This is a genomic window from Kribbella sp. NPDC049174 (assembly GCF_043197365.1).
GTDB lineage: Bacteria > Actinomycetota > Actinomycetes > Propionibacteriales > Kribbellaceae > Kribbella.
Window position 1 is genome coordinate 17,926 of the sequence record NZ_JBICSZ010000014.1, and the last position, 22,028, is coordinate 39,953.

18 protein-coding genes are annotated in these 22,028 nt (G+C 69.6%); 7 read left to right on the top strand and 11 right to left on the bottom strand.

Features of this window, described 5'->3' with window-relative positions:
* Position 1: 1 nt before the first annotated feature.
* From cpt to ACGFIF_RS40680, 5 genes are read right to left on the bottom strand one after another with little or no spacing between them, the layout of a single operon-like run.
* Positions 2 to 535: a chloramphenicol phosphotransferase CPT gene (gene cpt, locus ACGFIF_RS40660; RefSeq protein ID WP_393162569.1), complete on the bottom strand. Its 534-nt coding sequence runs from the start codon at positions 533 to 535 to the stop codon at positions 2 to 4.
* A gap of 10 nt (positions 536 to 545) precedes the next feature.
* Positions 546 to 1,796 carry an MFS transporter gene (locus ACGFIF_RS40665; protein ID WP_393162571.1) on the bottom strand — a complete coding sequence of 417 codons (1,251 nt, stop codon included), beginning with the start codon at positions 1,794 to 1,796 and terminating at the stop codon, positions 546 to 548.
* Positions 1,797 to 1,847: 51 nt separating this feature from the next.
* Positions 1,848 to 2,462, bottom strand: coding sequence for a maleylpyruvate isomerase family mycothiol-dependent enzyme (locus tag ACGFIF_RS40670; protein WP_393162574.1), 615 nt, complete (start codon positions 2,460 to 2,462; stop codon positions 1,848 to 1,850).
* Positions 2,459 to 3,280 carry a fumarylacetoacetate hydrolase family protein gene (locus ACGFIF_RS40675; protein WP_393162576.1) on the bottom strand — a complete coding sequence of 274 codons (822 nt, stop codon included), beginning with the start codon at positions 3,278 to 3,280 and terminating at the stop codon, positions 2,459 to 2,461. The genes ACGFIF_RS40670 and ACGFIF_RS40675 overlap by 4 nt, the downstream gene beginning before the upstream one ends.
* Positions 3,277 to 4,407, bottom strand: a complete 1,131-nt coding sequence (locus tag ACGFIF_RS40680; RefSeq protein ID WP_393162578.1) for a cupin domain-containing protein — start codon at positions 4,405 to 4,407, stop codon at positions 3,277 to 3,279. The genes ACGFIF_RS40675 and ACGFIF_RS40680 overlap by 4 nt, the downstream gene beginning before the upstream one ends.
* 64 nt (positions 4,408 to 4,471) lie before the next feature.
* Here ACGFIF_RS40680 and ACGFIF_RS40685 point away from each other — a divergent pair, with 64 nt between their 5' ends.
* Positions 4,472 to 5,224, top strand: a complete 753-nt coding sequence (locus ACGFIF_RS40685) for an IclR family transcriptional regulator (protein WP_393162580.1) — start codon at positions 4,472 to 4,474, stop codon at positions 5,222 to 5,224.
* A 56-nt stretch (positions 5,225 to 5,280) separates the two neighbouring features.
* Here ACGFIF_RS40685 and ACGFIF_RS40690 read toward each other — a convergent pair whose 3' ends face one another.
* From ACGFIF_RS40690 to ACGFIF_RS40715, 6 genes are all read right to left on the bottom strand, one after another.
* A complete protein-coding gene (locus ACGFIF_RS40690) occupies positions 5,281 to 6,093 on the bottom strand; it encodes a class I SAM-dependent methyltransferase (RefSeq protein WP_393162582.1) in 813 nt (270 codons plus the stop codon).
* A gap of 79 nt (positions 6,094 to 6,172) precedes the next feature.
* Entirely contained in the window at positions 6,173 to 8,053 is a 1,881-nt protein-coding gene (locus ACGFIF_RS40695; RefSeq protein ID WP_393162584.1) for an FAD-dependent monooxygenase, read from the bottom strand.
* The gene (locus ACGFIF_RS40700; RefSeq protein ID WP_393162586.1) at positions 8,050 to 9,198 is read right to left on the bottom strand and encodes an MFS transporter; all 1,149 of its coding nucleotides are present in this window, start codon (positions 9,196 to 9,198) and stop codon (positions 8,050 to 8,052) included. The genes ACGFIF_RS40695 and ACGFIF_RS40700 overlap by 4 nt, the downstream gene beginning before the upstream one ends.
* A gap of 52 nt (positions 9,199 to 9,250) precedes the next feature.
* Positions 9,251 to 12,412: a BTAD domain-containing putative transcriptional regulator gene (locus ACGFIF_RS40705; protein ID WP_393162588.1), complete on the bottom strand. Its 3,162-nt coding sequence runs from the start codon at positions 12,410 to 12,412 to the stop codon at positions 9,251 to 9,253.
* 36 nt (positions 12,413 to 12,448) lie between these two features.
* Entirely contained in the window at positions 12,449 to 12,859 is a 411-nt protein-coding gene (locus tag ACGFIF_RS40710; RefSeq protein WP_393162590.1) for a PRC-barrel domain-containing protein, read from the bottom strand.
* Between the two features lie 131 nt (positions 12,860 to 12,990).
* Positions 12,991 to 13,863 (bottom strand): Gfo/Idh/MocA family oxidoreductase, encoded by an 873-nt coding sequence (locus tag ACGFIF_RS40715; protein WP_393162592.1) that lies wholly within the window; start codon positions 13,861 to 13,863, stop codon positions 12,991 to 12,993.
* Positions 13,864 to 13,979: 116 nt separating this feature from the next.
* Here ACGFIF_RS40715 and ACGFIF_RS40720 point away from each other — a divergent pair, with 116 nt between their 5' ends.
* The 6 genes from ACGFIF_RS40720 (at position 13,980) to ACGFIF_RS40745 (ending at position 22,027) form a co-directional block, all read left to right on the top strand.
* Positions 13,980 to 15,191 (top strand): helix-turn-helix domain-containing protein, encoded by a 1,212-nt coding sequence (locus ACGFIF_RS40720; protein WP_393162594.1) that lies wholly within the window; start codon positions 13,980 to 13,982, stop codon positions 15,189 to 15,191.
* A gap of 113 nt (positions 15,192 to 15,304) precedes the next feature.
* Positions 15,305 to 17,308 (top strand): PQQ-binding-like beta-propeller repeat protein, encoded by a 2,004-nt coding sequence (locus tag ACGFIF_RS40725; RefSeq protein WP_393162596.1) that lies wholly within the window; start codon positions 15,305 to 15,307, stop codon positions 17,306 to 17,308.
* A 10-nt stretch (positions 17,309 to 17,318) separates the two neighbouring features.
* A complete protein-coding gene (locus tag ACGFIF_RS40730) occupies positions 17,319 to 19,277 on the top strand; it encodes a hypothetical protein (protein WP_393162598.1) in 1,959 nt (652 codons plus the stop codon).
* 64 nt (positions 19,278 to 19,341) lie between these two features.
* Positions 19,342 to 20,577, top strand: a complete 1,236-nt coding sequence (locus tag ACGFIF_RS40735) for a DegT/DnrJ/EryC1/StrS family aminotransferase (RefSeq protein WP_393162600.1) — start codon at positions 19,342 to 19,344, stop codon at positions 20,575 to 20,577.
* On the top strand, positions 20,574 to 21,299 hold the full coding sequence (locus ACGFIF_RS40740; protein ID WP_393162602.1) for a hypothetical protein: 726 nt from the start codon (positions 20,574 to 20,576) through the stop codon (positions 21,297 to 21,299). Before ACGFIF_RS40735 ends, ACGFIF_RS40740 begins: the two co-directional genes overlap by 4 nt.
* Positions 21,296 to 22,027: an amidohydrolase family protein gene (locus tag ACGFIF_RS40745; protein WP_393162604.1), complete on the top strand. Its 732-nt coding sequence runs from the start codon at positions 21,296 to 21,298 to the stop codon at positions 22,025 to 22,027. The genes ACGFIF_RS40740 and ACGFIF_RS40745 overlap by 4 nt, the downstream gene beginning before the upstream one ends.
* Position 22,028: the final 1 nt, after the last annotated feature.

Here is a 22,028-nt window from a genome sequence, read left to right on the forward strand (position 1 = left end):
GTCAGGTCAGGTGGCGGGCGATCGTGCGGGCGCAGTCGACCGACTCGGTGTGGGTGGTGTCGACTTCCACGTCGTACTTCACGCCCTCGTGGACGATGGCGGCCTGCAGGGCGGCCATGCCGGTGACCCGGTCTCCGCGGGCCAGCTCGCGGCCGGCGGCGACCTGCGCGTCACAGCGCACGCCGACCCAGAGCACCTCGAGGTCGCCGACCGCGTCGCGCCAGCGCTGCTGCGAGCCCGCTCCGCCGAGGAACACGTCGTCGACGATCACGCGCGCCCCGGCCCGGCACATTGCGACGATCCCCTGCACCCAGGCCGCGTCGAGCTGCCGGAACACCGGCCCGACGGCGATGTCACCGTCCGGCTTGAACTCGATGCCCGCGTCCGAGTCCTGCATCGCCGCCGGCAGCGCCTCGACGAAGCTGTCCACCCCGAAGGCCAGCCACGGCTCCGGCAACACCGCCTGCAAGCACCGCACGATCCCCGACTTGCCCGAGCTGGACCCACCGTTGAGCACCATCATCCGCACCGTCACGGCGCCAACGCTAAACGCCGACCGTCTCGCGAGCACGCTCATTTTCCGGCTGGGCGCGACGAGCCAGCAGGATGAACGGCAGCGCCAGGAGCTGGATGGAAGCGCCGATCAGGTACGCCGGGCCGTAGCCCCAGACGTCCGCGGCACGGCCGAGGGTCGGCTGGATGACCACACCGCCGCTCGACCCGAGCAGGCTGTCCGAGGACAGTACGGTCGCCCGCTGCGCCGACGGGATCAGCTCGTTGAGGTACGCCTGCCGGACCGGCGTCACCGCCGCGAACACCACGCTCCAGACGGCCAGCAGAACGAACGCGGCCCAGAAGCTCGTCGTCAGACCGATCAGGACCAGCACGACGACGACCGACCCCACGGCGGCAAGCATGACCGACGTACGGCGACGGAACACCCGCGCCACGTACGACGCCGAGGCGCCACCCAGGATCTGCGCACCAGCAACCAAACCGGCGCTCAAGCCCGCGATCGCATACGAGTCGCTGCTGCCGTACAACTCCAGCAGGTAAGGCTGCGCGGCATAGAAACCGTAGACGCTCACACCTGCGGTGAAGGGCGCGGCGAGCATCACCCACCGCACCGGCGGGTTCAGCAGACCGTGGTCCAGCGACGACCGCAGAATTCCGCGCATCTCCGCGACAACCGACACCCGCGGCTTCGGCGTGAAGCCGATGTCGTACATCGCCCGCCACGCCACCACGAACGTGGCCCCGAGCAGGGCAGCACGAACGGCGTACGGGACACCGAGATTCGTCCACTGCGCCAGCAGACCGCCGCCGATCGAGCCGCCCAGCATCGCCACCCCGCTCGCGATCTGCCCCTTGGCGAACGCCGCGTCCAACGAGCCGCGGTACCCGGTCGCGTGCAGCCCGTCCACCAGCCACGCCTCGGTCGCACCGCTGAAGAACGTGAACCCCAGCCCGAGCAGCATCGACGCCACCGCCCACGCCGCGAACGGCGCACCGGTCCGCTGCCACAACAGCAGATAGAGCAATGTGGACCCGATCAAGGTGATCGTCCCGAGGAGGTACGACGTACGCCGCCCGACCGTGTCCGCGACGACACCGGTGGGGACCTCGAACAACACCATCCCTACGGTGAAGAACGCGTTGGCCACGAACGCCTGCCCGATGCTCAACCCGGCATCCAGCAGGAACAGCGTGTTGACGCCCCAGATCATCGACGACGCGGCCGTCGACATCACCGTCAGCGTGATGTAAGTCCGCAGAACCTGTTCCGGTCTCGCCATCGGGCACCTCCTCCGTAGTCACCTGCTACGTCGGAGCCGCCCCGAAGATCTCTACAACCAGGGTGGCAACGGCTCTGCCGGCGCACCATCGGCGGTGAGCACGCTCTCATACGGCCGCCCGGCCAGGTACGCCGCTACGTCGGGCAGCGACCCCCGCACGTCCGGTACGTCGCCGCGCTTGGCCCGGATGTCGGCACACAACTCCTCGAGGAAGTCAGCCGGCAGGTCCGCGAACGTCACTCCCGTGCCGAGATCGACCGCGTGAATCATCACCTCGCGGCTGCGCATCCACGGGATCGTGGTCGCCGGGACGTCGCGGCCCTGGGCGGTCAGCACCCGCGCCTGCCACTGCTCGTCGGTCAGCGTCGCCATCGCCTCGGCCAGGACCCGGGCGGACTCGTCGAACCAGGCGAGCAACTCGTCAGCCGACCGCAGGGCACCGGCCTCGATGTCGGTGGCCCGCTGCTCCGGCGAGGAGTACATCGGCCGCTCCTCGCCGGTCCGGGCCCAGTGCACGAGGTTGCCGAGGGCCTCGGCGTTCAGCGACAGGTGCGCGGCGACATGCCTCCTGGTCCAGCCGGGGAGCAGGGACGCGCCATCCAGGTCCACGAGAGCCTGGCGGCTGAGCGCCGTACCCTCGGCGACCCATGCGGTTGCCTTGATCACCCTGGCACCACGCGGTTCTCGAGCCGGCCGATGCCCTCGATCTCGGTCACGACGGTCTCGCCGCCTTGGAGGAAGACGGCGGGCTTGCGGGCGTGGCCGACGCCGCCGGGGGTGCCGGTGGCGATGAGGTCGCCGGGGTTCAGGCGGATCATGGTCGAAACGTACCGGACCAGGTCGACCGGGTCGAAGAGCAGATCGCCGGTGGTGTCCTTCTGCATCACCTGGTCGTTCACCTGGCAGCGGATGTCCAGTGCCGGACGCGGTCCGCCGACCTCGTCCGGGGTGACCAGGTACGGGCCGACCGGGGTGGTCGAGTCCCAGTTCTTGCCCTGCAACCACTCGCGGGTGCGGAACTGCCAATCGCGGCAGGTGATGTCGTTGAGCACGGTGAAACCGGCGATCGCGTCCACAGCTTCGTCCTCACTGGCACGCCGTACCTCGCGGCCGATCACCACGGCCAGCTCGGCCTCCCAGTCGAACATCTCCGTTTCGGCCGGCCGGAGGATGTCGTCGTACGCACCGATCAGGGTGTCGGCGAACTTGCAGAACAGGGTCGGGTACTCGGGCAGGTCGCGGCCCATCTCCTGGATGTGGTTGCGGTAGTTCAGCCCGACGCACACCACCTTGCTCGGCCGCGGCACCAACGGCGCGAAGTCCGCATCGGCGACCGCATACTCCTTGCCGTCGGCAACTTCAGCACCGGCGAGTACGGCGCCGACGTCCGGTACCCCGAGGTCGACCAGCACGTCACCCTCGGCGCGGACGGCGGTGGTGCGGTCAGTGCTGGTGTCACGGACCCGAATCGTTGCCAGCTTCACCGGCCGACCTCCTCGCGGTACAGGTTGAGCTTGCTGAAGATCGGCGTGTCACTGAACTGGAACAGGTCGAGCGCACCCGAGTCGGAGTCGGACCCGGAGGCCTGCGACGACACCGACAACGGCATCCACGACGGTACGACGAACAGATCACCGCGCTGCACCGACCACGAGAAGTCGCCGACCGTCACGCGTCCGGATCCGTCGAACACCTGGTACACGGACGATCCCGTCTCCCGGCGAGGTGCCGTCTCAACTCCCGCGGTGATGCGATGGAACTGCACCCGGATCGTCGGCAGCACATCACCGGCGGTCGTGGGGTTGGTGTAGCGAACGACCGCGTGACCACGCTCGACCGTGCTCGGGTAGCCCTCGCGCTCCAGCTCCAGCTGATCGGTCAACGCGGCATCGGTGTCGGCCCATCGGTAGCACAGCAGCGGGCTGCCCTCGGCCGGCTTGAACTGCGACACCGGCACCAGGCCCGGATGCCCCCACAGCCGCTCCGACCGGGAGCGGTCCGGCGTCGCGTGTTCCTCCTCGGACAGGTGCTCCCGGCCGAAGTCGAAGAACTGCGCCTCGACGTCGTACTGGAACGGGATGTCCAGCCCGTCGATCCACGCCATCGGCTCGGACGCCGAGTTGTGGTGCGCGTGCCAGTTCATCCCGGCCTGCGGGAGGAAGTCACCGCGGCGCATCGGGACCGGGTCGCGCTCGACGACCGTCCAGACGCCTTCGCCCTCGACCACGAACCGGAACGCGTTCTGGGTGTGCCGGTGCTCGGGCGCGTCCTCCCCCGGCATCAGGTACTGGATCGCGGCCCACAGGGTCGGCGTCGCGTACGGGCGTCCACCCAGGCTCGGGTTCGCCAGCGCGATGGCTCGCCGCTCACCGCCGCGGCCGACCGGCACGAGGTCGCCGGAGCGCGCGGCCAGCTCGACCAGGTTCTTCCACTCCCACAGGTGCGGCTGGGCCTTCGAGGTGGGCTGGTGCGGCATCAGGTCGCCGATCCGGGTCCACAGCGGTACCAGCAACTCCTTCTCGAAGCCGCGGTAGAGATCCTCCAGCTCGGGCGTCGCCGGCGGCTGGTCGGGCCCGTCCTCGGCGGTCAGCTTCACAGGTGAGTCGGTCATGGGAATCACAGTGCGCTGTCCCGCCATCTCGGAACAGAAGATTCTGTCTTGCAGAATGGGTCCCATGGTGCAGCAGATGAAGAATCCCCCGGCGTACGGCGTGACGAGTGTGGACCACGCACTCCGCCTGGCCGTGATCCTGCAGGTGGAAGGTCCACTCACCGTGTCCACCGCCGCCGAGCGACTCGGCGTCGCCCGGTCCACCGCACATCGACTGCTGTCCACGCTGGTCTACCGCGACTTCGCCGTACAGGACGACGATCGCAGCTACCGCGCCGGACCGGTGCTCGAGGTCGCGGCGACCGCACACTCCGGGATCGGCGTCATCCGCGCGGCCGCGCTCGGGCCGATGCGCACCCTGGTCGACACCCTCGACGAGACCGTCAACCTCAGCGTCCGCACCGGGCGGACGATCCGCTTCATCGCCTCGGTCGAGTCCACCCAGACCCTGCGGGTCGGCAGCCGCGAGGGCATGGTGCTCCCGGCCCACCAGTCGACCGGCGGCCTGGTCATGCTGGCCGCACTCACCGACGAACAACTCATCGCCCTGTACGACGCCGCGCCACCGACCGAGCGGGTCGACCTGACGAAACTCCGGCGCGAACTGCGAGCGGTCCGGCGCAGCGGTGTCGCCATCAACCGCGAACGCACCGAGCGCGGCCTGATCGCCGTCGGCCGCGCGATCACCAACGCACAGGGCGAGACCGTCGCGGCGGTCTCGGTGTCGATGCCCCGAGCCCGCTACTCCCCCGCCCGAGTCGAACGCATCACCCCCGCCCTCACCACCGCCGCCCAGAACATCTCCGCGGCGCTCTAGCCGAAGGCCGCGGCACTGCCAGCGGGAGCCGATGGCAGTGCCGCACTGCGTTTCGATCAGGCCTTCGTCGCGATGGCGATCAGGTATTCCCAGTCGGCGGCGAAGGTGCCGTCGGTGGCGTGGTTCGCCGCCTTGGCCAGCTCGATCACGTCGGCCCGGAAGGCACGCCGGCCGTCCTCGTCGAGCCGCTCGGCCGCCTTGTACGTCGGGCCGTAGTACGTCAGGAAGAAGTCGGCGAAGTGCTCTGCCGAGGTGAACCGCTGCGTCACCTTCGCAACGGTCGTCTCGACCGAGCTGACCCGCTCGCCGAACAGCTCCCGCAGTACCTCCTCGGTCCCCCAGCGGGTGGGCGGCAGCGCGCCAGGCGGCGGTGCCGCGTGCCGGCCGACGGTCTTGAGCAGCTGCCCGATGAACCCGGTCGGCGTCCAGCTCGCCAGTCCGATCCGCCCGCCCGGCTTGGCGACGCGGACGAGCTCGTCGGCAGCCCGCTGGTGATCGGCCGTGAACATCACGCCGATGGCCGACACCACGTAGTCGAACGAGTCGTCCGCGAACGGCAGGTTCTCCGCGTCGGCCTCCCGGAAGTCGACCGGGAGCCCTTCGGCCCGCGCACGCTGCTCGGCCGTGGCGACCAGCTCCGGTACGTAGTCGATCCCGCTGACGGCCGCGAAGTGGCGAGCCGCGGCGAGCGCGACATGCCCGGTCCCGGTCGCGACGTCCAGCACTGTCGCACCGGGCCGCGGATCGACCGCGGCGACGAGTGTCTCGGCGACCGGCACGGTCACCCAGGCGATCTTGCCGTAGTCGCCGCTCCCCCAGGTGGCACGCTGTTTCGCCTTGATCTCCTCGAATGTGGCGATGGTGGTCATGATGATTTCCCCTTCTTTTTTTGGGCACGCCGACCGTCGTCAGGTCGTGCGTGCTGAACAAATGAGTGACGCAGCGCCCTTAGTGGGCTGCGAGCCGATCGGCCGGCAGTGGGTACGGCGCGATGATCGGCAGGTACGGCGTCGGATCGCCGGACCAGTCGTAGGAGCGGATCGCCGCGGCACTGCGCCGGCCGGTGATCGCGCGGAACAGCTCGGTGCGATCGGCGGTCAGAGTGACCGAGGGCTCGCCGGATCCGAGCAGCCAGTCCTTGTGCCCGTCCGACAACCGCAACGGCGGCAGGCCGCGTTCGGCGATGCGGGCGCGCAGCCAGTCCCGGTACGCCGCGAAGCCGAAGTGTGTGATCGGTGACGTCTCGTCAGGTTCGAGCCCGAGCGCTTCACGTAGATCAGCGAGGTGAACGGCGAGGTCGCCGACAGGTGCCGAGAGCAACCATGGCGGACCGGCCGGCCCTTCGCAGCGGCGCATCAGCGTCACCAGCCTGCCGCTGTACTCGTCGAACTCGCGCAGCACCGCCTCGATCGGCGAGTCCGCGCGCGTGGACACCTGACCAGCTGTCCATGCTTCGCGCCGCTCGGCGATTCCGGGATCGCGCCAGGCGTCCAGGGCCTCGTCGAAGTACGACCCGCGCAGGGTGTCCTCGGCGATCCCGGCCAGGTGCGCGATCAGGTCTCGTACCGTCCACTCCGGACAGGCCGGGACCTGCAGGGCGAGTCGCTCCTCGTCGAGGTCCATCGCCAGCACCTGCCGGCGGCCGTCGTCGTACGCCCAGGCAGCGTTCCAGCGAGCGAGGCGCTCCCGGGTGTTGACTCGTGACGGGCGCACCCGCTTGGTGAAGGTGTCCAGGAACTCCTGGCTGGCAACGGGATCCGAGGCGAGTCCGGAGAAGGTCGCGGCCGCTCGGCCCCGAGCGAAGGCGGCCAGCGCGAAGGACCACTCGTAGTACTCGGCCGCCCGGTTGTCGCGCCACTCCTGATAGCCGTCCAGGTCACCGCCGGCGGCCAACGTCGCACCGATGTACCAGGCCTGCTCGATCGCGTCGCCGATGCCCTGAGCCGTCACCGGGTGCTTGAAGTGGCCGGCATCGCCGAGCAAGGCCCAGCCCGGTCCGTTCGCCGTCCGGTAGTGACCGCGCAGCATCGTCTCCGGCACCACCACGATCGGCGAGATCCGCTCCGCACCGTCCAGCAGCCGCGCGTTCAGCACGGCCGGGAACTGGTGCAGCGCGGCCAGATACCGTTCCTCGCGCTGAGCGGCCGATCCCCGGGTGAGCTCCGGCGTACCGGTCACCGACAACAGGTGGACCCCGTCCTCGCACGGCACCGACATCAACGCCGACTGCTCATGCACGTCGATATGGCACCAGTCCGACGGCGGCAAACCGCGCCAGTACGCCAGCAGGAACGACATCTCACCGCGTCGCTCATCGGTCGCCCGCACACCAAGCCGCCGGGCCACCGTCGACACCCGCCCATCCGCGCCGAACACCCAGGTGGACTCGATCCGCTCTCCGGTCTCGAGTACGACGCCCTGCACCGGATCCGACCCGATCAGACCGGCCACCTCCACGCCGGCCCGGAACTCGACCCCGGACGCCTTGGCCACCTCGACCAGCGCCGCATCGAGCGTGATCCGCCGAACGCAGGTCGCCCGGTCGAAGCCACCGATCGGCGTGAACCCGCCGGCCACGTCGTGACCGAGAACCCGCCAACTGAACTTGACCATCCGCAGCTCGTGCGAGGCCTTGAGCTCAGCCAGTGCACCCAACTCGTCCAGGCGCTGCAGCGTGTCCGGGAACATCACGTGGGTGGACACGGTGTCGCTGGGGAACGGGTCCCGATCCAGCAGGAGGACCCGCCAACCGGCCCGTGCCAGCAGGGTCGCGAGGGTCGACCCCGCGCAGCGTGCGCCGACCACGACCGCGTCGTATCGCTCGGTCATCGCGCACCCACCTTCACCCGGGCAGAGATCTCACTATCTGTTGCCGTCACACCGACCGCAAGAAGCAGCGGTACGGCGAGCGCGACACCGACGACCGTCCAGCCGCCGAGCGCGAGCCCCACCCCACCCAGTACGGCGCCGATCAGATAGCCGGCCTGCATGGACGCCGCACGCACGCTCATCGCCTGCAACGGACCAACACCGTCCAGATCGAGCCCGGCCGCGCTGCCGGCCATCATGCGAACCCCGGCGAAGAAGGCGGTCACCGCCCACATCAGCACGGAGAAGCCGAACGATGGTCGGACCGCGCCCAGGACCAGTGCGGCGACACCCAACGCCGATCCGGCGGCGAGCACCATCGGCCGGGCCGCGCGGGCCACCCAGCGCCGGGCCAGGAAGGTGGCGACGACATACGCGATCGCTCCACCACCCAGCGCGACACCAGTTGCTGCGGGCGACGCTCCATGAGCATCGGTGAGGAGCCCACCGACGTACACGAGTACGCCCGACCAGCCGCCGTACGCCAGAAGTTCTCCGAGGGCCCACCGGTTCGCGCCGGATCCGCGCAACGCCGAGGTGGGTGCGGGTTCCGGCATACCTCGCTCGCGGCGCGAGACTGCATGCAGTGTCACCACACTCGCTGCGAGTGGCACCAGCCAGGCGAGTCGCCAGCTGTGACCGCCGAGCAGGCCGATCACCGGCATACCGGCGATCCAGGCGCTCGGTGCACCGACCATCGCCCAGGACAGCAGTGTGGCGCGCTCGCCCTCCGGTGCCCACCTCCCGGCTGCTGCCAGCCCGCCCGCCAGGACCAGGGAGACGCCCGCCCCCAGGACAGCCTGTGCAACCGCCAGGGCGGCGAACGACGGTGCGAGCACACTCGCCGAGGCCGCAACGGTCAGCAGACCGAGCCCGAGTTCGAGCAGGCTGCGAAGCTCCCAGCGCCGGCGGCTCAGCACCAGACCGACCGAGACGAGCGCCGCGACCACGCCGGACATCGCCCGGAGCTGGCCCGCCGTCGCCGGTGAGACGCCGAAGTCGGTCGCGACCTCGGACAGGATCGGCGTCAGCACCAGCAGGCTCGACTGCGCCGCGAACAGGCACCCGAACAGCCTCGCGCTGTCCGCTGCAGAAGATTGGTTCATGCCGGCCACGATGACCGCGCGATGTTGAAGCTCTGTGGAACCGGTGTTGAGGTCAGCGCCCCCAGGCCTTCAACGCGGCCGCCCGCCGCCAGGACAGCCGGTACGTCGTGAAGATCTCGACCGCCCGCCGATACGCGTCATCCGCACCGGTCACCGCACCACGCGCCAACTCGACGACACCGCCCAGTCCACGCCAGTCCTCGCCCGCGGCCAGAATCCCGTCGCAGCGCTCGAGTTCAACTGCTGCCTCGGCGAGGCCACCGCTCTCCGCCAGCACCTGTGCGAGCTCAGCCCGGGCCGCGAGCTCAGTCGGCAGCTGCGGACCTTCGACACCGATCGTCACCGCCCGTCGCAACGCCGCGACTGCGCCGTCCTGGTCACCAAGGAGCCGACGAACGCCACCGAGCCACCGTGCGTTCAGCGCGGCGTCGTGGAAGTCGCCCGCCTCCTCGTCCCGGCGAAGTGCCGCGGCCCAGTCCTGCTCGGCCCGTTCCCAATCACCGTCCAGAAAGGTCAGTATCCGCCGGCTGACGGCATCAGCAGGCAGCGGGGCGGCCACCCGATGCGCCTCGTCCAGGTCGCCCATCGCCGCCAACGCGAGCGCGAGTTGATCGACGATGGTGTCGTGCGGGTGCTCGAAGGTCTCGAACCGCGCCTGCGCCAGCCCGCGCCGGCACCACGCCCGGCCCGCGACCGGATCCAGCAGGTACTCCGTCGCCGACAGCGCAGCGCCACTCACCGAGGTCCAGCCGAGGTACGGGTCGGCCAGTTCGTGCGCGGTGGCCCACATCGCCTCCCGGATCGTCGCCGCCTCGAGCAGTTGCCCACGGTTGAACTCGTACCAGGCCCGCCCCCACGACGCCATCACGGACAGATCGCGCCGGCCGAGGTCGGCGGCCAACGCTTCGGCCCGTCGGGCGGCATCCCCGAGCACCTCGGTGCGTACGCCGTACATCGCAGCCTGACTCATCCCGCGATGGAGGTGGAACCGGTCGCCGTTCAGTCGCTCAGCAGCGGCGAGGTGATCGATCGCCCGCGGAATGTCCATCACCGAGTGGTTCGTGCACAGGGCACCGCCGAGCCGGCCGTGGACCGTCGCGGCTGCGACATCGTCACCGGCGTACAGCTCCAGTGCGGTCTCCAGCAGCTCGATCGCGCGCCGGTCGCCGATACTCGACTTGAGTCGAAGGATCGCGGTCTCCACCGCGGCAGCAGCCCGCCGGTCCGGCGTCGCACCGGCCTGGTCGAGAACGTCGACGGCGGCCTCGGCGTGGGCGACGGCCTCATGCCAGGCGTAGAGCCGGGCCGCCTCGTCCGCCGCCTGCAGGCTGAGGTCCGCGGCCTGCTCCGGATCCGCCGCCGGGCCGGCCGCCCGCAGATGTACCGCGGCCGCCGCAACGGTTGCTCCCGGCAACTGCAAGGCCTCGGCGGCACGAACGTGCAGCCGCTGCCGCCGGGTCTGCGGAATGTCGCCGTACACCGCCTCCCGCATCAGGTCGTGCGGGAAGCTGTACGTCGCCTTCCACGAACTCCCCGCCTCCACCAGGAACCCGGCGCCCACCGCCTGATCCAGCGCGTCGATCAACGGATCCTCCGCCAGATCGACCAACTGCGCGAGCAACCCGAACTCGGCCTCGCGGCCCAGTACTGCGGCGCACCGCACCACCTGCTGCGCCTCAGCCGGTAGGGCTTGCAGCCGATGCCGCAGTACGTCGCGCACCCCGGACGGGACCACGAACTGCCCATTGCGGGTCTTGAGGTCGCGCACCACCTCACCGGCGTAGAACGGATTCCCGCCGGTACTGCGCCACAACTCCCGCACGAACTCGGCCGGCTGATCACCGACCAGCGAGCCCAGATCGCTTTCACTCAAGGGCTGGAGCACCACTCTGTCAGCGACCGGGAGGTCACCGAGCAACTCCAGTAGCGCCGGATGCCTCGTTCCCGGCGGATCGCGGAAGCAGACGATCACCAGGACGCGCGCGGGCAGCTGACGCAGGACGTGTCGCACCAGCTCCGCACTGGCATGGTCGATGCGCTCGGCATCTTCCAGCACGAGGACGACGGGAGCCAGCTGAGCCAGGAGCCCGGCAAAGCGGTTCCGCATCACCTCGGGGGCCGAGGCAACGATCTCCGCGCTCTCCGGGAGCGCTGAAACGATCGGCTGATAAGGGATCTCTGCCTGGTCGCACCGACCGACCAGGAACCGGGGCTCGTCCGCGGCCGCGCTGTGCGCGAACTCCGCGACGAGCCGGGTCTTGCCGACGCCCGCCTCGCCGGACACGAGCACCACCCGGGCCGCACCCTCCCGAACCTCCTGCCACAGGTCACAGAGCCGATCCAGCTCACCCGACCGCCCGACCATGCGATCCCGCCGCACACTGCTGAACAGAGCGTCCGGCGGAGCCTTCACCTGACTCGGCGACGCCGTCTGAGCACCAGGAAGCAGCAGAGCCGGATCGCCGCGCAGAATCGCGGTCTCCAGCTCCGCAAGTGCCGGGCCAGGGTCGAGCCCGAGCTCATCGGCGAGGCGTTCTCTGGCCGAGGCGTACGCCGCGAGCGCATCAGCCTGCCGGCCGGCGCGATAGAGCGCGAGCATCAGCTGTCCGTGGAAGCGCTCGCGAAACGGGTGGTCGATCACCAGCCGCTCCAGCTCGGAGATGACGTCGTACCGTCCCACTGCGAGGTCTGCGCAGATCCGTGCCTCCAGGGCGTCCAGGCGGAGACCGTCCAACCGCGCGGTCTCGGCGTCGGCGAACACCGGGCGACCGAGGTCCTGCAAGACCGGCCCGCGCCAGAGCTCGAGCGCGTCCCGCAGCAGTTGCGCGGCCCGCTCCGGATCGCCCAGCCCGACGGCTTCCTGCCCCAGACCGGCCAGGCGCTCGAAACGGTAGGCGTCGACCTGCTCCGGATCGAGCGCCAGGCTGTACCCGGACCGCCGGGTGACCAGCACGTCAGCAGCACCGGCGGAGGCGAGATGCCGACGCAGATGGGATACATGGGTGCGCAGCGTGACCTCGGCGCCGGACGGTGGCTCGCTCCCCCACAACGCCTCGGTCAGCCGCCCGGCCGACACGGACTGGTTCAGGTGGATCAGCAGCATCGCCAACAGCCCACGCTGCTTGGGACCACCGAACTCCAGCCGCCCGTGATCGACCGTCACCTCGAGATCACCAAGGATCCCGAACCGCACCCCACCGCCCCCTGACGTCACAGTCGTAACGTACGTCCAGAGGGCCTGATCTTTCGACTAGCGCGGCCAGCCTGGGTAGAAGTAGCCGGGGCCCCAGAACGGTGGGGCCTCGTAGTAGCCGTAGACGTCTTCGAGGTAGTGGCGCTCGGGTACGACGTCCGGGTCGTACACCGGTCCGCCGGCGACCCGGTCGCGATCCGTGGAGATGTGGACGCTGTCGTCGTCGACGCGGGTGATGGTGTCGACCGGGATCAGCCGCTTCTTCTCGCCGAGCCCGAGGAAACCGCCCGAGCCGACCTCCATGAACCGGACCCGTTGCTCGTCCTCGTCGATCAGCAGCCCGTCGACCTTGCCGACCTCGTCACCGTTCAGATCCATCACCGTGCGGCCACGGAGGTCGTCGGCGGGGTCTGCCAGGGTCAGGCCGACGTCGTCCAGCCGGACCAGAGTGTGCGTGAGCTCGTTCATCGGTTCTCCCAACCATTGCCCGATGCAACCTTGCTCCGTGCGATCTCGCACGGAGCAGCCGGTCGGTGACACCGTGTGCGAGCGGGGTTCATCGACCGGCCGCAACGGCCCAGTACCCATCGTGACTGCGGTTATGCCGGTGGTGTGTACGCCGCGGTGTAGGCGGCGGCGTCCCAGGGTGAGAAGGAGGCGGGCAGGGACTCGGGTTCGACCCAGTCACCGCCGGTCGCCGCGGAGTGGGCCAGCGCCAGCAGCATCAGCTCCGGCTCGACGCTGAGGCGCGGCGGCTTGTCGTGTAGCAGGTGGGCGGCCAGGAACGGTTCATAGACACCGACCGGGTCGGGCCGCAGGTGCTCCACCGAGGAAGCGGTGGCGACGGTGGCGAAGTACGGATAGCCATCGTGGATGTCGACCAGCACCTCGGCACCGCTCGCGTGCCGGAGCAGCCCACGTCGACTCGACTCGTCGAGAGCCCGCGCGGCTGTGAAGCCCGGACCGAGCAACGCCTCGGCGAAGGACACCGCGTGGACGCCGTAGTAGAACGGGTGCCCCGCGCAACCAACCAGCACCAGAGCGGCCGTCTCACCACGCTCCCGCCAGGCGACAGCCTCCGGCAGGCAGCGGAACGACGACCCGCCGCCGACCGGCTGCCCGGCGGCCGCCCGAGCGGCAAGGTCGCGGAGGTCGTCGATCCGACCCGCGATCGGCTTGTCGAGGAGCACCGCCATCCCCGCGTCCAGCAGCGTGCACGCCTGCTCGTAGCGCTGATCCCAGTCGCACCCAAGCAACATCGCGACGTCTGCTGTCAGCTCGTCCAAACTGGTTGCCACCGTTGGAATCCCGTGGCGTGTGGCGAACTCACCGGCGTACGACGGCGGCCGGACAGCCCCTGAATCGAGTACGGCGGTGACCTCCAGACCGAGCCCGCGCAGCAGCGGCACGAAGGCTGCTGGGTGTGAGGTGTCGAGCTCGACGAGGGCGATGCGACCGGGCGTTCGTGGCATGGACGCCAGTGTTCCGGACCGGACCGGAAGCCGTCGAGCCGGGCTTCTACGGCGAGGGTTCTTGCAGCAACCTGATGATGTGGTGAAACTGGGCCGATGATGGAGGGGGACCCGACATGGTGACGACGATCGGCATCATCGGCCCCTCGGACCTGGTCACCTCCACCAGCCGGATCGTCTCGGCCCTGCGCGGTGTCGAGGTCGTCCCACTGCGCTATCGGCGCGAGACCGACACGCCCAAAGTGATGGCCGACGCGCCGGCGAGTGTCGACGCCTGGCTGTTCACCGGTGTGGTGCCGTACCAGATCGCCGCCGCACACGACCTTCTGGACCGCCCGGCCGCGCATGTGGAGTACACCGGCGCGACGTTGATGCGGGCACTCGTCCAGTTGCTCCGCGAAGGCCAGGACGTCACCTCGATGAGCATCGACGTCCTGGACGAGGCGCAGGTCCGCGAGACGCTGGAAGAAGTCGGGCTGCCGACGGGTGATGTCCGGGTGCTTCCGTACCGTCGCGGGCTGAGCGCCGATGACGTGATCGCGTTCCACCACCAGGCCGGCGCGACGGTCGCGGTCACCTGTCTGCGGTCGGCGTACGAGAAACTCCGGACCGAGCAGACCACCATCCGGTTGGCTCCGTCGGTCCACTCGGTCCGCGCCGCGGTGAACAGTTTGCTGCTCGTTCATGACGCTTTGCGCAGTGACGATGCGCAGATCGCCCTCGGTCTGGTCGAGATCGCCGCGGAAGGCGAGCAGGCGCTGCGGCGCGAGGCCGGCTCGCTCGGCGGCAGCGTCCTGCGGTACGACGACAAGCGGTTCCTGGTCGTGGCAACGCGGGGACCACTTGAGCAGGCGACCGCCTCGTTCACCGAGCTCGGGATGCTGAGCAGGCTCAAGGAGCAGTTCGGGCCGGTGCGGATCGGGTTCGGGATCGGCGGCTCGGGGATCGAGACGGAGGCGCTCGCCCGGCGCGCGCTCGGCCGCGCGAAGACCGCCGGGCGGACCGCGGCAGTGGTCTCGCTGCGCAACGACATCGATCTCGTCCTGGTCGGCGGGGCGGCGCCGCGGGCCCAGCAGCGGTCGAAACTGCAGGTGCTCGCGCAGCGCGCCGGGTTGTCGAAGGCAACGCTGGAGCGGCTGCAGGAGCTCGTCCGCTCGGCGCCGGAAGGGCTGACCACGCGCACGGTCGCCGACCACCTCGGCATCCAGCCCCGGACCGCCCGCCGCGTCCTGAACCGGCTGGAACGAGCCGGTCTGGCCGACGCCACCGGCACCCAGGTCGGCACCGGCAGCGGCCGGCCGCTGGTCGTCTACCGCGTCCACCTCTGACGCTTTTCCACACCCCCTTCCTGATCTGTTGACGTCCCGATTCGGCCGCGCGTACGCTGCCGGGTAATTTCAGCCATGGCCGTAAAACCGGTCGCGGCGTCCCGGGAGGCCTTGTGGACAAGCGATTCGCACGGAAACTGATCGGCGTGTTCGTCATTTGTGCAGCACTCGTGAGCGTTTCGGCCACCCCCGGCGCGGCCGCTCCCGACGCGGACACCACTGGCGCGGCCGCCGTGGGCGCGGCCGCCGTGGGCGCGGCCGCCGTGGGCGCGGTGACCGTGGACAATCTCGGTCCCGCGTCGGCCGTCACCTCGACCAGCGTCGCGGAGCAGGTCGGGGACCGGATCTGGACGGTGACGTCCGGTGTCTCCCCGATCCAGGTCGGTGCGTTCGATCCGGTCACCCGCACCGTCGACCGCAAGATCACCCTGCCGACCGGCGCCGGCGCCTGGGCGATGGCCCACCTCGGCGCCGACCTCTACGTCGGCCTCTACACCCCCGGCGACCTGTACCGGATCGACACGGTGTCGGGCTCGGCCACCAAGGTCGCCCAGTTCGGGTCGTTCATCTGGTCGATCGCGGCCACGCCGGACGGCAAGATCGTCGCCGGCACCTACCCGGACGGCGCCGTCCACGAGTACGACCCCGCGACCGGCACCACGAAGACGTACGGCGCGGCCGTCCCCGGCGAGCAGTACGTGCGCAGCATCGCCGCCGACGCGACCACCATCTACGCCGGTGTCGGCACCAAGGCCCACCTGATCGCCATCGACCGCGCCACCGGCTCACGCCGCGACGTGCTTCCGGCCGCCTACGCCGACCGCACCTTCGTCGCCACCCTCAGCCTGTCCGGGACGACCCTCGCGGCGGGCCTCTCCCCCACCGGGACGATGCTCGTCTTCGACACCGCCGACCTGAGCAATCCGGTCGAGGTGCAGACCCCCGGCGGCGATCAGTACGTCACCGCAATCACGATCGACGCACCCACCGGCGACGTCTACCTCGGCACCCGCCCGTCCGGCACCCTCTACCGGTACGCCGATTCCACGCTCGAACGACTCGGTTCGCCGTACGACGGGGCGTACTTCAACCGGATCTTCGTCGACGGATCGACCATCCGGGCCGAGCTGACCAGTCAGGTCGTCGAGTTCGACCAGACCAGCGGCACCTTCACGGGTACTGATCTCGGGACGGCCGGTCTGCCGCCGGCGCCGGAGCAAGCCATGGGCATCGCCGCCACCTCGACCTCGGTGCTCGTCAGCGGCAAGGCCGGCATCCAGGTCCACGACCTCGCGACCGGCACCAACACGCGCACCTTCCTGCCCGGCGAGGCCAAGACCCTGACGCCTGTCGGCCGCGATGTCTACCTCGGCGTCTACACCCTCGCCCGGCTGTGGTCGATGAAACCGGACGGCACCGGCCTGCACGAGCTCAGCCGGATCGGCAACGAGCAGACCCGCCCGACCGATGAGGCGTACGACGCCCGGTCCCGGACCTGGCTGCTCTCCACCGAGCCCGACTACGGCAAGTACGACGGCACGCTGACCGAGCACTACCTGGACACCGGCGAACTCGAGGTCCACCGCGGCGTCGTACCGCAGCAGTCCGTCCGATCGGTCGCCACCCAGGACGGGGTCGCGTACCTGGGTGGTGCGACCCGGAACAGCCTCGGCACCGATCCGATCTTGCCCGAGGCAACGGTCGTCGCGTTTGACCGGAGCCGCAACCGCACTCTCTGGGAGGTCGCTCCGCTGCCCGATGCGCAGTCCTACAGCGACGTTCTCGTCTATCGCGGGCGGCTCTACGCGACCACTGACGACGGGCGGCTCGCCGTCCTCGATCCGCGCACTGGCAAGGTGCTCTCGACCGTGGCGATCGGCACTGGTCAGAGCCGGCTCACGATTGCCCGCGCCGGGCTGTTCGGGACGGACAGCAAGCGGGTCTTCCAGGTCGTGCCGAGCCGGTCCGGACCGCCCGCGGTCACCACGGTGGTCGACGGCCTGGCCACCCAGGTCTACGGCTATCCGCTGATCACGACGTCGCACACCGGCGACGCCCTCTACACGATCAAGGGCCGCGACCTGGTCCGGATCGGCAATCTCCCCGGCGAGAAGTGAGGCCCTTCCGATGACGATCTCTCGCCGTACGGTGCTGACCGGTGCACTTCTCACCGGTGCCGCTACCGCCTTGCCGATCTCCGGAGCACATGCCGCTGTGCAGGCTGATCCCATCGACGGGTCGACACTGCCGAGGTTCGGAGCGGCCTGCCTGACCGCTGCGGTGGTGGCGATGGCCGTCCACAACGGGCATGCCTACGTGATCACCCGCGGCATCGTGCCGCCCAAGCTGGTCGAGATCGACCTCGCCACCCGGCAGGTGACCAGGACGATCGACCTCCCGGTCGGTGAAGGCGGCTGGGGTATCACCGTCGCCGGCGGCAAGGTGTACGTCGGGCTGTACCCGGTCGCCGACGTCTACTGCTTCGACCCCGTGAGTGCGGAGCTGACCCGGGTCGGCAGCCTGGCCGGCGCCGGTGGATTCGTCTGGGACATGACGACCGCGCCGGACGGTCAGGTCTTCGCGGTCAGCTACCCGAACGGCACCATCTGGCAGATCGACCCCGCCACCAACGCCCTCACCCGACTCGGCACACCGGTGACGGGCGCGCAGTTCGGACGCTACGTCGGCGCCGCAGGAGACTACGTCTACGCCGGGATCTACACGCCGTCCCAGCTCGTCGGCTACGACCGGACTGCGCAGACATTCCGCGATCTGACTCCGGCAGCGGTCCGTGGCCAGAACTTCGGGCCGTTCGCCGCCACGGCAGACCGGATCTATGCAGGGGCCTCCGGAGCGCTGGTGAGTATGGCGCTGGACGGCAGCGACGTTCGCATCGTCCCGTTGCCAGACGGCGAGACCGGCGTTGACGCGATCGCGGTCAGTCCGGACGGCACGGCGTACGTGACGACCCGTCGTTCCGGCACGGTGTGGTCCTGCGGCCCGACCGACACCACGCTGACCGCAGTCGCCACGCCTGCGCCGGCCGACGAGCATCGGCGCCTCCTGCTGCTCGATGCGACCACATTGCTCGGCTCGACCGGGTCCGGAGTGCTCTGGTGGCTCGACCTGTCGACGGGCTCGTTCGAGCTCCTGGACCTCGTGGAGGCCGGCTTCACCCCAGCGCCGGACAAGCCACAGTCGATCGAGCTCGGCAACCCACATCTGTACGTCGGCGGTCACTGGGTCGTCACCGAACACGCGATCGGCACCGGCGCCACCCGTCGGATCCGGGTGCCCGGCGAGGCCAAGACGCTGACCTGGGTGAACGATGGGCTGTACTCCGCGATCTACCCGAGCACCGAGGTGGTGCGCATCAATCCGCGGACCAAAGAAGTGCACAGCCTCGGGATCATCGGCCACGAGCAGACTCGGCCCTGGCAGGCGGCGTACGACGAGAAGACGAAGCTGCTCGCGATCGCCTCCGCGCCGGGGACCGGGAAGCTCACCGGTGCCCTGACTCTCCTCGACACCACGACCGGCGCGCTCGACGTCTACTACGGCATCCTGCCCGACCAGAGCGTCATGTCCGTCTCGATCGTGGACGGCATCGCGTACCTCGGCGGCGACGTCGTCGGTGGCGGCGGTATCACCCCGACCCGCTCGGCGGCCGCGATCGGCGCGTTCGATCTGGGCCGGCGGAAGCTGCTCTGGACAGTCGATCCGCTGGCCGGTGAGCGCTCGATCCAGAGCGTCGCGGTCAAGGACGGCATCCTGTACGGCGTCTTGAAGCGGACCAGCGGTGGTTGGTTCACCTACAACCTGAAGACACGTGCCGTGGTCCGCGGGACGAACAAGCTGTCCGGCTACGGCGAGATCTACACGGACCGCACCGGCGTCTATTGTGAGACGAACTTCGGCGGGAACCTCTATCAGCTCGGCCCTGGTCTCACCGAGGCGAAACTCCTGGTGAACAAGCTCGGCGACGGGTGGTATACGGTGCCGCAACTGTCGCCGGTCCGCGGCGGAGCACCGCACAGCGTGTGGGGCCTCGCCGACCGTGATCTCGTCCAGCTACCGTTGCCGTGAGCAACTTCAACGACCGAGCACCTTCCTAGACCGAGGCACCTTCAACGACGTGGAGACTGTTTCGATGGACCAGACCGAACTCGCACGCGACGGCGGCACCCCGGTGCGCTCCACCCCGCTGCCGTCGGTGATGGACGCCTCCGGCCGCCGTTTCGGCGACAAGGAGGTGAAGGCCGCCGAGCGGGTGCTCCGCAGCGGCATGCTGTCGGCCACCTGGGGCACCGAGGTCCCGGCGCTGGAGCAGGAGTTCGCAGAGATTTTGGGCGCCGGGCACGCGGTCGCCTGCAGTTCCGGTACGGCGGCTCTGCACCTGGCGGTCGCCGCGGTCGACCCGGAGCCGGGTGACGAGATCATCACCACGCCGATCAGCGACATGGGCACGGTGTTCCCGATCCTGATGCAGAACGCCGTACCGGTGTTCGCCGACGTGGACCCGATCACCGGCAACCTCGCCCCGGCCGCGGTCGCCGCCGCCATCACGCCCCGGACCAAGGCGGTGCTGGCGGTCCACCTGTTCGGCAAGCCGGCGCCGATCGTCGAGTTGCGGGAGCTGTGCGACCAGCACGGGATCGCGCTGATCGAGGACTGCGCGCAGGCCTATCTCGCACCGGTCGGTGACACGCTGGTCGGCCGGATCGGGCACATCGGCTGCTTCAGCCTGCAGCAGACCAAACACATCAGCGCCGGCGACGGCGGCCTGGTCGTCACCGAGGACGCCGCCCAGGCCCGGCGGATGCGGTTGTTCGCCGACAAGGGCTGGCCGCGCGCCACCAACGAGCGGAACTACCTCTTCCTGGCGCTCAACTACCGCATGACCGAGCTGGTCGGCGGGGTCACGCGTGCGCAACTGACGCGCCTGGCCGGCGTGGTCGCAGATCGTCGTACGGCGGCCGCCCGGGCTACCGCTGGTATCGCGGACCTGGCCGGCGTCACGCCGCCACCGGACTCCGGCGACCATGTCTACTGGCAGTACCCACTCATCCTCGACCCTTCAGTTGCCGGTGACCTGCACGAGTGGGCGGCGGCACTGACCGCCGAGGGCATTCCAGCAAACGGCGGCTACCTGACGAGCCCGCTGTACGCCGCCCCGGCGCTGCGCGATCGCGTGACGTACGGCGCCTCCCACTTCCCGCTGCAGGACGTCGACTACCCGTCAGGCCTCTGCCCGAACGCCGAGGAACTCATCAGCCACCGACTCCTCGTCCTCCCCTGGAACGAGAACTACACCTCGGCAGACGTGGACGACATCATCACCGCAATCCGCAAGGTCCACACCGCACTGTCTAAGGTGGCTGGATGAACGACGTACCCGTGCTGCTGGACTGTGATGTGCTGGTCGGCCATGACGTGACGACGGGGCGGTGGAGCCGGCCGGATGCGGTGCGGGACGTGATGAAGGCGACCGGGATCTCGGGTGGGGTGGTGTCCTCGCTGCGGGCGACGTACTTCGACGTACCGAGTGGGAACGACGAGGCACGTGAGGTTGCTGAGGGCAACGGGTGGACCGTGTGCCCGGTGCTGGATCTGCGCGATCCGCTCGGTGCCGAGCGGGAGCTCGACCGGTGGCTGTCCGGGCCGGAGCGGCCGCGGGCGATCCGGTTGGCGCCGACGTCGCAGGGGGTCGAGCCCGGCTTTCCGGCCTTCGAGCATGTCGTTCGGCTGCTGGTGGATGCGGGGATGACGATCTTCACCGAGGGCGACGTACGGAAGATGGGTCCGGTGTTCCGGGGGCTCGGGGCGCGGGTCGTGTTCCTCGACACGCACTTCTACTATCTCGGCGACTTCGTGGTGCTGGCGCGGGGTGAGGCCGGATTCCACACGTCGACCCGGATGCTGACCGGACCGGATTCGTTGGAGATCGTCGCTGCCGAGGTCGGGGCCGAGCGGTTGGTCCTCGGCTGCCGGACGCCGTTCCACGAAACGCAGGCGGTGGTACGCCGCCTGCTCACGTCCAAACTCAGCCCCGACGAGATCGCGCTCACCGGCAGCCACAACCTCACTCGAATCCTGGAGCAGGCATGATCATCGACGTGCACGCGCACTGGGGGCCGTGGTTCTTCTCCATGGACGTCGGCAGCGTGGGCGTGAACAGTGAACTGATGGACCGGTTCGGGATCGACATCCAGTTGGTGTCCGCGATCGAGGCCATCGTGTACGACGCACCGGCCGGCAACCGATCCCTGGCGGCCCAACTCCCGACGGACCCGCGGTTGCGCGGCATGCTCGTGGTCGACCCGCGCCGGCTGGACGAGGCCCGGACCGATCTCACCGAACTGCTCGCCGGCGACGGCCGCTCCCGCTGGGTCGGCGCGAAGATCCACACCGAGTACAGCCGGACACCGATCGACTCCCCCGGGATGCAGGCCGCTATCGAGCTCACCACGGAGTTCGGTCTGCCCACCCTTGTGCACACCTGGGGCGAGAATGTGCTCGACCTCGCCGACGTCGCCGATCGGGTCCCCGGCGCCCGGGCGATCGCCGGTCACATGGGCGCGAACGGCTGGCCGCTGGTCCCGGAGGCTGCGAGCCGCAGCGACCGGATCTGGTTCGAGCCGTGCTGGTCCGCCCCCGAAGCCGGCCGCATTCGCTGGATCCTGGACCGCATCGGCCCGTCCCGACTGATGTTCGGCACCGACGCCACCCTGATCGACCCGTCGGTAGCCCTGGGCACCTTCGAAGCCGCCAACCTGAACCCCACCGAACACGAAGCCATCATGAGCCGCAACGCCCAGGACCTCTTCGGCCTCTGAC